This is a genomic window from Belliella aquatica, from assembly GCF_014637795.1.
Classification (GTDB): domain Bacteria; phylum Bacteroidota; class Bacteroidia; order Cytophagales; family Cyclobacteriaceae; genus Belliella; species Belliella aquatica.
Genome location: NZ_BMFD01000018.1, coordinates 26,036 through 40,306 on the forward strand (window position 1 = coordinate 26,036; position 14,271 = coordinate 40,306).

The 14,271-nt window shown below is 37.9% G+C and carries 12 protein-coding genes; 6 read left to right on the forward strand and 6 right to left on the reverse strand.

Annotation, left to right across the window (positions count from 1 at the left end; genetic code table 11):
• Positions 1–447: 447 nt before the first annotated feature.
• Positions 448–1,428, forward strand: a complete 981-nt coding sequence (locus IEV57_RS17160) for a ribonucleotide-diphosphate reductase subunit beta (RefSeq protein ID WP_188444275.1) — start codon at positions 448–450, stop codon at positions 1,426–1,428.
• 35 nt (positions 1,429–1,463) lie between these two features.
• A complete protein-coding gene (locus IEV57_RS17165) occupies positions 1,464–3,863 on the forward strand; it encodes a ribonucleoside-diphosphate reductase subunit alpha (protein ID WP_188444276.1) in 2,400 nt (799 codons plus the stop codon).
• 59 nt (positions 3,864–3,922) lie between these two features.
• Here the strand turns inward: IEV57_RS17165 and IEV57_RS17170 are convergent, their stop codons facing one another.
• Genes IEV57_RS17170 through IEV57_RS17190 form a run of 5 tightly spaced genes read right to left on the reverse strand, consistent with a single transcriptional unit; the run spans position 3,923 to position 9,279 of the window.
• Positions 3,923–4,822: a sugar phosphate isomerase/epimerase family protein gene (locus IEV57_RS17170; protein WP_188444277.1), complete on the reverse strand. Its 900-nt coding sequence runs from the start codon at positions 4,820–4,822 to the stop codon at positions 3,923–3,925.
• Positions 4,823–4,878: 56 nt separating this feature from the next.
• Entirely contained in the window at positions 4,879–5,436 is a 558-nt protein-coding gene (locus IEV57_RS17175; RefSeq protein WP_188444278.1) for a gluconate 2-dehydrogenase subunit 3 family protein, read from the reverse strand.
• Between the two features lie 18 nt (positions 5,437–5,454).
• Positions 5,455–7,131, reverse strand: coding sequence for a GMC oxidoreductase (locus IEV57_RS17180; protein ID WP_188444279.1), 1,677 nt, complete (start codon positions 7,129–7,131; stop codon positions 5,455–5,457).
• 30 nt (positions 7,132–7,161) lie between these two features.
• Complete coding sequence (locus IEV57_RS17185; RefSeq protein ID WP_188444280.1) at positions 7,162–8,037, reverse strand: hydroxypyruvate isomerase family protein; 876 nt, start codon at positions 8,035–8,037, stop codon at positions 7,162–7,164.
• Between the two features lie 6 nt (positions 8,038–8,043).
• Positions 8,044–9,279, reverse strand: a complete 1,236-nt coding sequence (locus tag IEV57_RS17190) for a nucleoside permease (protein WP_188444281.1) — start codon at positions 9,277–9,279, stop codon at positions 8,044–8,046.
• A 287-nt stretch (positions 9,280–9,566) separates the two neighbouring features.
• On the opposite strand from IEV57_RS17190, the gene IEV57_RS17195 reads away from it, so the two are divergent.
• The 4 genes from IEV57_RS17195 (at position 9,567) to IEV57_RS17210 (ending at position 13,201) form a co-directional block, all read left to right on the forward strand.
• A complete protein-coding gene (locus IEV57_RS17195; RefSeq protein ID WP_188444282.1) occupies positions 9,567–10,736 on the forward strand; it encodes a Gfo/Idh/MocA family protein in 1,170 nt (389 codons plus the stop codon).
• Between the two features lie 224 nt (positions 10,737–10,960).
• Complete coding sequence (locus IEV57_RS17200; RefSeq protein WP_188444283.1) at positions 10,961–12,013, forward strand: sugar phosphate isomerase/epimerase family protein; 1,053 nt, start codon at positions 10,961–10,963, stop codon at positions 12,011–12,013.
• A 24-nt stretch (positions 12,014–12,037) separates the two neighbouring features.
• The gene (locus IEV57_RS17205) at positions 12,038–12,460 is read left to right on the forward strand and encodes a c-type cytochrome (RefSeq protein WP_188444284.1); all 423 of its coding nucleotides are present in this window, start codon (positions 12,038–12,040) and stop codon (positions 12,458–12,460) included.
• Positions 12,461–12,463: 3 nt separating this feature from the next.
• Positions 12,464–13,201: a 3-keto-disaccharide hydrolase gene (locus IEV57_RS17210; protein ID WP_188444285.1), complete on the forward strand. Its 738-nt coding sequence runs from the start codon at positions 12,464–12,466 to the stop codon at positions 13,199–13,201.
• 163 nt (positions 13,202–13,364) lie between these two features.
• Here IEV57_RS17210 and IEV57_RS17215 read toward each other — a convergent pair whose 3' ends face one another.
• On the reverse strand, positions 13,365–14,093 hold the full coding sequence (locus IEV57_RS17215) for a lysophospholipid acyltransferase family protein (protein ID WP_188444286.1): 729 nt from the start codon (positions 14,091–14,093) through the stop codon (positions 13,365–13,367).
• Positions 14,094–14,271: the final 178 nt, after the last annotated feature.

Consider the following 14,271-nt stretch of genomic DNA (forward strand, 5'->3'; position numbering starts at 1 on the left):
ACCAAGAGTTAAGATGGGATTTATAAATAGAATCAAGCTCTTTTTACTTGCAAAGTGCTGTTTATTAATGTTTTTGTAACTTTTATTTACGGATACATTTGAATGATCAATATTTGACTATTGGTCAAAAAATTACATCTTTTTCAATGAAAAATATTTTTTCATTTTTTTTCAAAAACTTTGAGATGGGCAATAGCTCTGATTTAGTTTAATATTAAGTTTTAAAAAAATAAATTAAATATCAATTAATCAATATGTTATGCAATATTGACCATTGGTTAAAAAACTAAGCAAATAGAAAGTTTACAAGTTTTATTTTTCAAAATTGTTAATCATATTTGTTCAGAGGCAGCGAAGATTACTGCACCTCCAAAGCCCTAGCCTTCGAAGTATTCTATTTTAAGTCTTTGTAATTAAAGACTTTCATTTATTTAACTATTCATAGCAATGCAACATTACGAACCAATTCTTGAGGAAAACAAAAACCGTTTTGTTTTATTTCCAATTCAGCACAATGATATCTGGCAGTATTACAAGAAAGCAGAGGCAAGTTTTTGGACTGCTGAAGAAATAGATCTTAGCCAAGATTTAAGTGATTGGAAAAACTTGAATGATGGGGAAAGACATTTTATTTCACACGTATTGGCCTTCTTTGCAGCTAGTGATGGTATTGTCAATGAAAACCTTGCAGAGCATTTCGTTGCAGAGGTACAATATACTGAAGCGAAGTTCTTTTATGGTTTCCAGATTGCTATGGAAAACATCCATTCTGAGACTTACAGTTTATTGATTGACACTTACATAAAAGATAATCAAGAAAGAGACAAATTGCTCAATGCCATCGAACACATTGATTGTGTAAAGAAAAAGGCAGAATGGGCCTTGCGTTGGATTGATAATGGATCTTTTCAAGAAAGATTGATCGCATTTGCAGCTGTGGAGGGAATTTTCTTTTCAGGTTCTTTCTGTTCTATCTTTTGGTTAAAGAAGAGAGGTCTAATGCCAGGATTGACTTTCTCGAACGAGTTGATTTCAAGAGATGAGGGATTACATTGTGATTTTGCTTGTCATCTCTATACAGAACATGTCAAGAATCAGCTTCCAAAAGAAACCGTTACTAAAATCATTATGGATGCTGTTGAAATAGAGAAGGAATTCGTGACTGATGCTTTGCCAGTTCGTTTGATTGGAATGAACTCAGCTTTAATGTGTCAATACATCGAGTTTGTTGCAGACAGGTTATTGATGGAGTTAGGTTGTGCAAAAGTTTGGAATAGCACTAATCCATTTGACTTCATGGATATGATTTCTCTTCAAGGAAAGACAAACTTCTTCGAAAAGAGAGTTGGTGACTACCAAAAAGCTGGTGTAATGAAATCAAATGAAATCAATGAATCTCCAAAATTCTCAATTGGAGAGGATTTTTAATAAATATTTTTCAAAGCCCCTAACCCAAGGATAATATGTTAGTAATAAAAAGAGATGGAAGAAGAGAATCAGTTCGCTTCGATAAAATCACATCAAGAATAGAGAACCTATGTTATGGTCTTGATGATCGATATATTCAGCCTATTGAGGTTGCTAAAAAGGTTATCGATGGTCTGTATGATGGTGTGACCACCACAGAATTGGACAACCTTGCTGCAGAGATTTGTGCCTCTTTGACAGTAAGACATCCGGAATATGCAACCCTAGCAGCAAGGATTGCAGTTTCTAATCTTCATAAAACTACAAGTCAGTCTTTTTCAAATACAATGAAAAGACTTTATACATACATCAATCCGAAAACTGAAGAAAATGCAGCATTGATTGCTTCTGATGTTTATGGAATTGTAAAAAAGCATGCTGCTAAACTAGACGAAGCGATTGATTACAACAGAGATTTCGCTTACGATTACTTTGGATTCAAAACGCTTGAAAGAAGTTATCTTATTCGTCTAGACGGAAAAGTCGTAGAACGCCCTCAGCACATGTTAATGCGTGTAGCTATTGGTATTCACAAAGAAGATATCGATGCGGCGATTGAGACCTACAATTTACTTTCTGAGAAATGGTTTACACATGCCACTCCTACACTTTTTAATGCAGGTACACCAAAACCACAACTTTCATCATGCTTCTTGTTGACGATGAAGGATGACAGTATTGATGGGATTTATGACACGTTGAAGCAGACGGCTAAGATTTCGCAGTCGGCGGGAGGTATTGGATTGTCGATTCATAATGTAAGAGCTAAAGGTTCTTATATCAAAGGTACGAATGGTGTTTCCAATGGAATTGTACCAATGCTCAGAAACTTTGACATGACGGCTCGCTATGTAGATCAAGGTGGAGGAAAAAGAAAAGGAAGCTTCGCTATTTATTTGGAGCCGTGGCATGCGGATGTAAAAGATTTCCTTGAGTTAAAAAGAAATCATGGTAAGGAAGAGATGCGTGCTAGAGATTTGTTCTACGCGATGTGGATTCCAGATTTATTCATGAGACGAGTTGAGCAGAACGAATCATGGTCCCTATTCTGTCCAAATGAAGCCCCTGGCTTGGCAGATTGTCACAGTGAGGAGTTTGATAAATTATATGAAAAGTACGAAAGAGAAGGTCGTGCAAGAGAGACAATAAAAGCTCAGGAGCTTTGGTTCGAGATTCTTGAATCTCAAATCGAAACTGGTACGCCTTATATGCTGTACAAAGATGCTGCAAATAAGAAATCAAATCAGCAGAATTTGGGTACCATCAAGTCTTCAAACCTATGTACAGAAATCATCGAGTATACTTCACCAGATGAAGTAGCTGTTTGTAATTTGGCGAGTATAGCGCTTCCAAAATTCGTGGTAGAAGGTAAGGACGGAGTCAAGAAATTTGATCACCAAAAGCTTTATGAAATCACCAAAGTAGCGACAAGAAACCTAAATAAGGTGATTGATGTCAACTACTATCCTGTAGAAGAAGCCAAAAGATCTAACTTTAGACACAGACCTATTGGACTTGGAGTTCAAGGTTTAGCAGATGCCTTTATACTATTGAGGATGCCATTTGAGTCTGAAGAAGCAAAAAGGCTCAATGAGGATATTGCAGAGACGATGTACTTTGCAGCTATGGAAACCTCCATGGAAATTGCAAAAGTAGAAGGTACTTACGAGACTTATGCCGGTTCTCCAGTTTCCAAAGGGCAATTCCAATTTGACCATTGGGGTGTCACTCCAAAATCGAATAGATGGGCTTGGGATGACCTGAAGGAAAAGGTAAAAAAATATGGTGTGAGAAATTCTCTTTTGATTGCGCCTATGCCAACAGCATCGACTTCTCAGATTTTAGGAAACAACGAGTGTTTTGAGCCATATACCTCAAATATTTATACCAGAAGAACGCTTTCTGGAGAATTTATCGTCGTAAACAAGCATCTCATGAGAGATTTGATCAATCTTGGGATGTGGAATGACAACATGAAAAATAGGCTTATCGCCGCAAACGGTTCTGTTCAAAATATCCCAGGTATTCCACAGAATATCAAAGATCTTTATAAAACCGTTTGGGAGATTTCTCAGAAGACAATCATTGATATGGCTGCTGAAAGAGGTGCTTATATCTGTCAATCGCAAAGTATGAATGTATTCTTACAGGATCCAAACTTTGGTAAATTGACATCAATGCATTTCTATGCTTGGAAAAAGGGTCTGAAGACAGGTATGTATTACTTGAGATCTCAAGCTGCTACCAGTGCGATCCAATTCACAGTTGATAAAGCTGCATTAGTTGATACACCAACAAATCAAGTATCAATAGAAACAAGTGCCGCTCAACAAAAACAAGACGCAATTGCATGTTCAATTGATAATCCAGATGACTGCGAAATGTGCGGGAGTTAAGATAATTTTAGAGTTCGTTTGAGTAAAAAAAGCGGCTGATTTTGTCAGCCGCTTTTTTTTTATAGAATTAAACTTTTCATGTATGAAGCATTTTTTTCTGCCGCTTCCATTGGACTGATGTCGACGTATCTTTCCTGCTCAACAATAAAATATTTCATCCCATTATCTCTGCCATTTTTCAGCATAGTTGAGAAATCTAAGATTCCCGTCCCAATGACGGTTGATCCATCAGCTTCTGATCTATCTACACTACCATCTTTATCTTTCACATGACCAAGAGGGAATCTATTCGGGTACTTTTCTAGCCATTTTAAGGGATCATGTCCTGCTGAGTAAACCCAATAAAGATCCAGCTCGAAATCTACAAGTTCAGGGTCAGTATTGTCCATTAAATATTCCTGTGGAATCTGTCCCTCTAGCTCTTCGAATGTATAGCCATGATTGTGATATGCGAAACGGATCCCATTTTGCTTGCAAATTTCGCCCTGCTTATTGAAGTCATCTGCCAATCTTTTGAAATCATCCATGGACTTTTGAGGACCAACATAAGGATTGATTAAGTATTTCATACCTATTTCTCCAGCTTCTGCAGCTTGCCTTTCTAGATCTTCAAAAGTGTTGGTGTGGGAAGAAATAAAATCTAGTCCATTATCATCCATCAATGTCTTGAACTCTGTGTTTTTCATTCCCCAAAAAATCCCCTTGCCAATATTGAATCCCTCGATTTGATTGTATCCATAAGTTGCTAAGGATTTAATAGTTCCTATATGATCTTCGAACATGTTTTCTTTGACTGACCAAAGTTGTATTCCAAATGAAGCTAAAGTGCCTTCTGCTGGACTTATCAGTGTTTCTTGCGAACCTTGTTCCTCTTTCTTAGGGCTGCAAAATTGTAAAGGTAAAAGTGCACCCATTCCCATAGCAGCACTTAATTTGAGAAATTTTCTTCTATCTTTCATAGTGATTCAAATTAAAAAGAGAAGCCCTGATAGACTTCTCTTTGAATTTTACTGGATTATATTGCAAACACTTTATCTCCTTTTTTGTAATCAATACAAGCATCAAACCTTCCAGGAACTTCTACAAATCTTAATTGCTGTGTAGCACCAATTTCAGATGTGAAATAGCCTAGTATGGTAAGGTCCTTTAGCATACCAATCACCTTTGGTTCTTTGTCTTCGCTAGTGCTTGCTTTCTTATTCATTTCATTGAGAAAAGCTGTTCTTTCTTCTAAAGTTGCATCCATAAAGTCCTTACTATTTGCAGCTTTAAAGTCTTTTTTCAAAGCATTCAAGCCCGAAATAAATGCAGACTGTTCATCACCATTATAAGTGTCTTTGACCATCATCACCATAAACTCACCAATACCAACTGCTTTTGCTCCTGGCGTATCGGTAGTTGGGATTATTGCTTCCCCAATTTCATCAAGGAATGCGATCTGCTCAGGACTGAAATCTAAACCTACGATTTGATCTTCAGGAGTACAGCCTGTAAAGATTACATTGGCTCCAACCATCGCTCCTCCCATCATCAAGGCGAAGCTTTTTATTGCGTCTCTTCTATTCATTGCCATAATAATTTCTTTTAAAGATTATAGATTCCCTTTTTTAAGTTCTTCCACAGCAAATGCAGCTGCTCTTGCAGTTAATGCCATGTAAGTTAAAGATGGATTTTGTGCTGCAGCAGATGTCATACAGGCTCCATCAGTAACGAACACATTTTTGGCATCCCAAACTTGGTTATTACCATTTAGAACTGATGTTTTTGGATCTCTACCCATTCTTGCTGTACCCATCTCGTGGATACCTTGACCAAATGTGTATCCTGCATCGAAGGTGCTTACGTTTTTAAGTCCGGAAGCCTCTAGCATTTCAGCGGCGTCATTCATCATGTCCACCCGCATTTTCTTTTCATTTTCCTTGATTTCAGCATCCATTTCTAATGCTGGGAGTCCCCATTTATCCACTACAGTTTTACTCAACTTGATTGTGTTTTCATGGTATGGAAGGATTTCTCCAAATGCGGTGATTCCCATATTCCAAGGTCCTGGCTCGCTCAAAGCTTCTTTAAGTGGAGCACCAAAATTCATTTCAGCAACATTCCTACTCCAGCCTGATCTACTTGCAGATCCTTGATATCCAAAGCCTCTTAAATAATCTCTCTTATCATCTCCAATATTTCTGAATCTTGGGATGTAAATTCCATTTGGACGTCTTCCAAAATAGTATTTGTCTTCGTATCCTTCCATCGTGCCATTTGCACCTAATCTGAAATGGTGATCCATTACATTGTGACCAAGTTCGCCAGAGCTACTTCCAAGTCCCTCAGGCCAGATGTCGGTTGCGGTGCGCATGAGTATAGATGTCGATCCAAATGCTGATGCACATAGGAAAACGATCTTGGAAGTAAATTCAATCACTTCTTTTGTTTCACTATCAATCACCTCTACACCTGTAGCTTTTTTGGTGTCTTTGTCATAGAGCAATCTGCTTACAATGGAATAGGGCCTCAAGGTGAGGTTACCTGTTTTGACAGCTGCAGGAAGGGTAGAAGATTGTGTGCTGAAGTATCCACCAAATGGACAGCCTAACCAACATTTATTTCTGTATTGACAATTGCTTCTTGCTTGGATAGGCTCTGTAATGTTTGCCACACGACCGATGGTCATGTGTCTTGCACTGCCATATTTTTCTTTGATGCGAGCTGCAACGTCTTTCTCCACACAATTCAATTCCATCGGCTTTTGGAATTCGCCATCTGGTAAATGTGGAATCCCATCTTTAGAACCTGATATACCAGCAAACTTTTCTACATAGCTATACCAAGGTGCAATGTCTTCATACCTAATCGGCCAATCTACTGCGATTCCTTCTTTTAGATTTGCTTCAAAATCCAAATTAGCTAGCCTATAACTTTGCCTTCCCCAAAGTAAAGATCGTCCTCCAACTGTATTTCCTCTAAACCAAGTAAATGGTTTTTTCTCAACATAAGGAGAATCTGATTCGTGTGCCCACCAATCAAGATTAACTTCGTTAAGGACATAATCTCTTTTTAAATTTGGATGATTTTCGATCATCTCTATTGTTCTTCTTCCTCTGTGAGGGATTTCCCAAGGTGCTTTAGTCGCAGTTTCATAATCTTTGATATGCTCTACATTTTTCCCTCTCTCCAACAAAAGGACTTTTAGACCTTTTTCCGTTAATTCTTTCGCTGCCCAACCTCCACTAATACCGGATCCGACAACAATTGCGTCATATTGATTTGCCATAATTATTTTATTTACGCTACTATATTATTTTCAAACATCACAAATTTGGATTGCTTCTTCTAAGGAGGCCAGTTTTTCAGCTGCTTTGGGCATGAATTCCTGACAAACATAACCTTTGAAACCTGTCGAAACGATAGCTTTCACCACCGCTGGATAATTGATTTCTTGGCTGTCATTAATTTCATTTCTACCAGGATTACCGGCTGTATGATAATGAGCAATATATTGATGGTTGTTTTTGATCGTACGGATCAAATCCCCTTCGTCAATCTGCATATGATAAATATCATAAAGCAATTTGAAATTTTCACTTCCGAGTCTTTTGCATAATTCTACTCCCCAAGCAGTCTTATCACACATGTAATCTGGATGATCTACTCTGCTATTGAGCAATTCCATCACCAAGGTGACGTTGTGCTTCTCGGCTAGTCCAATAATCTTTTTTAGTCCTTCCACACTATTTTGAAGTCCTGTTTCATCATCCATACCATCTCTATTGCCACTAAAACAAATTAGATTTTTGTAACCAGCTTTGGCGACTAGAGGAATAATTTTGGTGTAATTTTTCACTAATTGACCGTGGTAAGCTGTATTATTGAAGCCTTTTTCGAGACTGACTTCTGCGCCATTACACATAGAGCATTCCACCTCGTTGGCTTGAAGAATGTGCCAATCCTTGGGACCAACCAAATCAATTGCATTGAAGCCGATTTTCTTGATAGCTTTACACAATTCATCCAATGATAAATGTCCCATTGTCCATGCACATACTGCATGATTTACATTTCCTTTTAGGTTTGAATTTTTCATAGGGGCAGCATTCAGCTTGATGAATGGAAGCGCACTAGTTGCAAGTGTGCTCATCATCATCTTTTTTAAGCTAGTCCGTCTATTAATGTTATTCATTATGTTTTATGATAGATTTGATTGCTTTTTGGACTCATCTTTGAAAAAGATCAAGAAGAAGATCACTACAAATGCAGCGATGCCTGAAGGAATCATCCAGATCGACTGCCAATCGTGAGATCCGTCTGCTGCCAAATACAAATCAGAAACCTTTCCTGCTATAAAGAATCCGATTAACATGCCGACGCCATATGTTGCCAAAGTAATCAGTCCTTGGGCTGAAGACTTGAATTTATCACCTGCTTTTGAGTCTGTGTATATTTGGCCAGAGACAAAGAAAAAGTCATAACAAATTCCATGAAGAGCGATGCCAATTATCAAAAGGAATAGTCCATTTTCAGCATCGCCGAAGGCAAATAGAATATATCTCAATACCCAAGCGATCATTCCAAGAAGTAAAGTTTTCTTAAATCCGAATCTTTTGAAAAAGACAGGTAGCAGCAATAGGAATAATGCTTCTGATATCTGCCCAATTGTCATTTTTCCTGTAGGATCAGAAACACCAATTTCTGCTAAGAAAGGGTTTGCATTCTGATAATAAAAGGCAAGAGGAATACAAATCAAGATAGAGGAAATGAAGAATACAGCAAAGTTTCTTTCTTTCAAAAGTCCCAAAGCATCAAATCCCAATATTTCCGAAATCTTTAATTTTTGAGATCGATCAGCCTTTGGTGGTGTTTTAGGTAAAGTAAAAGAGAAAAATCCCAAAATCACGGAAGCAATGCCAGCCATCAAGAAAGTGTTTTTTAAAAACCCCGTGGCCATATTTTCGACAGTATCCCAAGTGAAAACATAGCTGATAGAAAGACCTGCTACGATCCATCCAATTGTTCCCCAAACTCTGATTGGTGAGAATTCTTTTTCAGGATCTTTCATTTGATTAAAAGAAACTGAATTTACTAAAGCCAGTGTCGGCATATAGAGAATCATGTATAAAAGCAGTACAGGATAGAAGGCTACGAAATCTGTAGATTGATACAAATAAAACATCAACACGCCTCCGATAATATGGAGTAATCCGAGTATTTTTTCTGCGTTAAAATAACGATCAGCGATCAGACCAATGATAAATGGAGCGATGATTGCACCAAATGATTGAGTTGAGAAAGCTGTGGCAATTTGAGTTCCAGTAGCATTTAGATTTGCTCCGAGAAATGTGCCTAAAGTGACAAACCATGATCCCCAAATAAAAAATTCTAGGAACATCATGAAAGAAAGGCGAAATCGAATTCCGTTACTCATTAATTTTGTTGGTTTTAGGGTTTACTAATAGGTTAAGCGTAATAGAATGAAATGGCAAACTATTAATTTTATGTCTAAAATTTAGGCTTTTTCTGTTAATTTTAAAATTTACTAAATCAATTCGCAATAAAAACATTATTTGCTTTGATGCAGCTACCACTTATAACCTTATTATTCATCCTGTCAATTATTGTATTTAGTGATTTTGATCGGGTAAATGATAAATTATCTTTAAGGGGTAATCAATTCAAATTTTTACTATATAAATGACTAAAAATAAACTCTTTATGCAAAATCAAAAAAAGCTTAGAATGGGAATGATTGGTGGAGGACCAGGATCTTTCATTGGAGCAATCCACAGAAACGCTGCTTTGTTGGATGGATTAATTGAAATTACTGCTGGTGCTTTCAGCAGCAGAGCAGACAAATCCTTGGAAACTGGGAAAGAATTGATGTTGGATGAAAACCGGGTTTATGCATCTTATGATGAAATGTTCGAAAAAGAACTTCAACTGCCTAAATCTGAAAGAATTGATATTGTCAGCATAGTTACGCCTAATCATGCCCATTTTGACCCTACTAAAAAAGCTTTGGAAATGGGTTTTCATGTGATTTTGGATAAACCGATGACTTTAAGCTACGAGGAAGCAAAAGAGCTCTATCAAGTGATCCAAAACGCGGAAGGAATATTTTGTCTAACACATACTTACACGGGATATCCTATGATCAAGCAGGCCAAGCAAATGATTGCTGATGGAGTGATCGGAGAAGTCAGAAAAGTATATGTCGAATATCCACAAGGTTGGCTTTGGAAGCTTTTGGAATCAGAGGATAACAAGCAAGCGCAATGGAGAACTGATCCAAGCAAAAGTGGTGCTTCAGGCTGTTTTGGAGATATAGGCACTCATGCTTTCAATCTTGCTGAATACGTATCGGGCCAAAAAGTTACAAAAATCTGCGCTGATTTAAGCGTTAAAGTTGAAGGAAGACAACTAGATGACGATGGGGCTGTTTTGATGCGGTTTGAGAATAATGCATCTGGAATCCTCACGGCCTCTCAGATAGATACTGGGGCTGAAAATAACCTGAAAATCAAAATTTATGGAGACAAAGGGGGAATAGAGTGGATGCAGGAAGATTGCAATTCTCTTATGGTAAGATGGCCTGACAAACCAGATGAGATTTACAGAGCAGGATCTCCTTTTCTTTCTTCTTTGGCACAAGAAAATACCAGAACTCCAGCAGGACATCCTGAGGGGTATATTGAAGCATTCGCAAATATTTACAGAAATTTTGCAAGATGTATTTATGCTAGGCAAAATGGCCAAGAACCCAAAAAAGAATGGCTTGACTTTCCAGGATCGGAAGATGGGATCAGAGGAATGGCTTTTGTGGATCATGTCTTGGCGAGTTCCGAATCAGAAATGAAGTGGGTACCATTCATTGTTGAAAAGTAGAAGAAACTGTATTTTCGGTATAAGATTAAAAATCTAAAGCCATATATTTAAAAACTTAAATGATTACCCGCAATGATACCAGTATTTAAATAATTCACTTATAATAATGCGGATAATTGTCAACAGTCAACGGACAATAGCTGATTGAAATGAAATCATAAAGTGTTATTAATGGATACTGAAGTAAAAGCGGATATATAAAAACTTAAATCCAAATCAAACCTATGAAAACTATAAAAGGACCAGCAATATTCTTGGCTCAATTTGCTGATGACAAAGCACCCTTCAACTCCCTAAAAAGCATCTGTGACTGGATGGCCTCTGTAGGTTATTATGGTGTGCAGATTCCATCTTGGGATCCTAGATTGATCGATTTGCAAAAAGCTGCTGAAAGTCAAACATACGCTGACGAGATCAAAGGGATCGTCAATGAAGCAGGCTTAGAAATTACAGAACTTTCTACGCACCTTCAAGGTCAGTTGGTAGCTGTTCAACCAGCTTACAATGAACTCTTTGACGGATTTGCACCAGCGAATTTGGCAGGAGACTTGAAAGGAAAAACAGAATGGGCTACACAGCAATTGAAATATGCAGCAAAAGCTTCCAAGAATCTTGGATTGACAGCTCATGCAACATTTTCTGGTGCCCTGATGTGGCATACCGTATACCCTTGGCCGCAGCGACCTGCTGGCTTGGTAGATACTGGATTCACTGAACTCGCAAAAAGATGGATGCCGATTTTAGATACTTTTGAAGAAAACGGGGTTGATCTATGCTACGAATTACATCCAGGAGAGGATCTGCATGATGGGGTTACTTTTGAGATGTTTTTGGAAAAAGTGAATCACCACAAGCGGGCGAATATTCTTTATGATCCAAGTCATTTTGTGTTACAGTGCTTGGATTATTTGCAATTCATTGATTTTTACCATGAAAGAATCAAGATGTTTCATGTCAAAGATGCGGAATTTAACCCAACAGGTAAGCAAGGTGTGTATGGAGGCTACCAAGGTTGGGTTGATCGAGCGGGAAGATTCCGCTCACTCGGAGATGGTCAGGTTGATTTTAGTGGTATATTTAGCAAACTTTCGCAGTATGACTTCGATGGTTGGGCAGTGCTAGAATGGGAATGTGCGATTAAGCATCCAGAACAAGGAGCAATCGAAGGCGCTCAATTTATTGCTGATCATATCATCAGAGTGACTGATAAGGCATTTGATGATTTTGCAGGAACGGGCGCAGATGAATCATTCAATAAAAAAATATTAGGAATTTAATAACCATCAATAAACAAACAAAAAATGAAATTAACTAAAACCTTTTCTATCGGCGTAATTGCGCTTTCTTCATTGGCTTACGCATGCGGTGGAGGAAATACTGAATCTACAGAAACATCCACTACTACTCAAGCACCTACTCAAGAAGTAAAAGTAAGCTTGGAAGACAAATATAAAGATGATCCGATTTTCGTAACAGGATCAGCGAAAGCAAAGGAAGCAGGATGTACTGCTTGTCACATGGTAGAGCGTAAAGTTGTAGGTCCTGCTTATGCTGATGTGGCTGAGAAATATGAAAACACACCTGAAAATATAGCGATGCTAACTGATCATGTAATCAATGGGAATGTAGGGAATTGGGGTGAAATCCAAATGCCATCACATCCACAACTAGAAAGAGCGGATGTGGAAGATATGATCAAGTATGTTTTACTTCTAAAAAGATAATCCATGAAAGTCCTGAAATATTCAATTTTCGCACTTTCAACCATTGCTTTTGCATGTGGTGGAGGTGAGGAAGTGAGAGAAGTAACAGTTGAAAATGAAGTGGTAGAAGTTGAGCCGGAGTGGATAAGCCTTTTTGACGGAGAGTCATTTGATGGCTGGAGGAAATATGGTGGAGGTGAAGTAGGTGCAGCTTGGAAAGTTCAAGATGGTGCTATCTACCTAGACGCTACCAACAAAGACGGCTGGCAGACTGGTGATGGTGGCGATATAGTAACTGAGGAAGAGTTTGATAATTTCCATCTCAAAGTAGAGTGGAAAATTGCCAAAGATGGCAATAGTGGGATTATCTTTTATGTTCACGAATCAGAAGAGTACCAATATCCTTGGATGACAGGTATGGAAATGCAAGTTTTAGACAATGACGGTCATCCTGATGCTAAAATCACCACCCACAGAGCCGGAGATTTGTATGATTTGATCGAATCTAGCGAAGAAATCGTCAAACCTATTGGTGAGTGGAATCTAGCAGAAATCATCTCTCAAGATGGAAATTTAGAACTCCATTTGAACGGAACGATGATCGTATCAACTACCCTTTGGACTCCAGAGTGGGAAGAAATGATTTCAAAAAGCAAGTTCAAGGATATGCCAGGTTTCGGTACATTCAAAACTGGAAAAATTGCGCTTCAAGATCACGGCGACGAAGTTTGGTTTAGAAACATCGAAATCAAAAAGCTATAAATCCAACTAGAATTTATAACCACAAAGGAGAGCACAAAGCAAACACAACGTACAAGATGTTTTAGCCTGAAGAGGTTAATTCCCTTGTGAATTTTGTGAAAGACTTAGTGACCTTTGTGGTTTATTTTTTTGAATAGATTTATTTTAAAGTAGGAGTGTGATTTTACTCATGAGTCAAAATCATCGCTTCCAGCCTATTGTAGCATTTTTCTGATAATGAAAGAAAATCGTTCATTGCTTTGTAAGGTTTTGGGTCAATTTGGGAAGAAAAATAGATATCGATTTTCCCTGGTCGGAGTAGGATAGATCCTCGTCGCATGATTTTATCAGCACCTATGATAGCCATAGGTAAAATATGAACCTCAGTATCCACAGCTATTCTAAAAGCACCTTTTTGAAAGGGCAGTAAGGTTTGGTTGGTGTCATTTCTCGTTCCTTCGGGTGCGACCGCGATTGAAATTCCCGTGTTTAAGATTTCCAATAGCCTTTGAACAGATACTTTTCTGGAATTCGTATCTTTTCGATCTACCCAAACTGCCAATCTTGAGGCGATAAATCCAAAAATCGGAATTTTTGACAATTCCTTTTTGCCAATAGCCCGCAACTCGTTAGGGATAGCCATGGGAATTACTAGAGCATCGATAAATGATCTATGATTGAAAATATAGATGTATGGTTGATTGGGGTCAATATGCTCTTTTCCATGCACCTTATATTTAATACCCACCAAAGTGGACCAGCCTTTTACCCAAACACGAATAAAGAAAAAGGCAAATTTCCCAGCTTTGGCAGAGATGGCATAAGGGATGACCACAAACCAGCCGAATATCAGCATGAAAACTGCAAAAAGAATTGCTGCATAAACCGTATAAATCCACTGAATGACTTTCATTGATCAGACGCTTTCTTTATTTTTGTGCAAGTTTAATCAATTTAATAACTCTTTGCTTGCAAATGACCCCTGAAAGCGTTTTCAGGGGTTTCTTTTTTCAAAAAATCGATGGCAATAGTTACATAAAGTTCTTAATTAGCAAATATTCAAAATATCGCTATTTTGAATATTTCATTTA

What these genes read in the sequence shown, in the direction of transcription:
- IEV57_RS17195 (WP_188444282.1), top strand. Translation starts at nt 9,567, where the DNA reads ATGCAAAATCAAAAAAAGCTTAGAATGGGAATGATTGGTGGAGGACCA.
- IEV57_RS17175 (WP_188444278.1), bottom strand. Translation starts at nt 5,436, where the DNA reads ATGGCAATGAATAGAAGAGACGCAATAAAAAGCTTCGCCTTGATGATG.
- IEV57_RS17180 (WP_188444279.1), bottom strand. Translation starts at nt 7,131, where the DNA reads ATGGCAAATCAATATGACGCAATTGTTGTCGGATCCGGTATTAGTGGA.
- IEV57_RS17215 (WP_188444286.1), bottom strand. Translation starts at nt 14,093, where the DNA reads ATGAAAGTCATTCAGTGGATTTATACGGTTTATGCAGCAATTCTTTTT.
- IEV57_RS17160 (WP_188444275.1), top strand. Translation starts at nt 448, where the DNA reads ATGCAACATTACGAACCAATTCTTGAGGAAAACAAAAACCGTTTTGTT.
- IEV57_RS17190 (WP_188444281.1), bottom strand. Translation starts at nt 9,279, where the DNA reads ATGAGTAACGGAATTCGATTTCGCCTTTCTTTCATGATGTTCCTAGAA.
- IEV57_RS17205 (WP_188444284.1), top strand. Translation starts at nt 12,038, where the DNA reads ATGAAATTAACTAAAACCTTTTCTATCGGCGTAATTGCGCTTTCTTCA.
- IEV57_RS17170 (WP_188444277.1), bottom strand. Translation starts at nt 4,822, where the DNA reads ATGAAAGATAGAAGAAAATTTCTCAAATTAAGTGCTGCTATGGGAATG.
- IEV57_RS17200 (WP_188444283.1), top strand. Translation starts at nt 10,961, where the DNA reads ATGAAAACTATAAAAGGACCAGCAATATTCTTGGCTCAATTTGCTGAT.
- IEV57_RS17185 (WP_188444280.1), bottom strand. Translation starts at nt 8,037, where the DNA reads ATGAATAACATTAATAGACGGACTAGCTTAAAAAAGATGATGATGAGC.
- IEV57_RS17210 (WP_188444285.1), top strand. Translation starts at nt 12,464, where the DNA reads ATGAAAGTCCTGAAATATTCAATTTTCGCACTTTCAACCATTGCTTTT.
- IEV57_RS17165 (WP_188444276.1), top strand. Translation starts at nt 1,464, where the DNA reads ATGTTAGTAATAAAAAGAGATGGAAGAAGAGAATCAGTTCGCTTCGAT.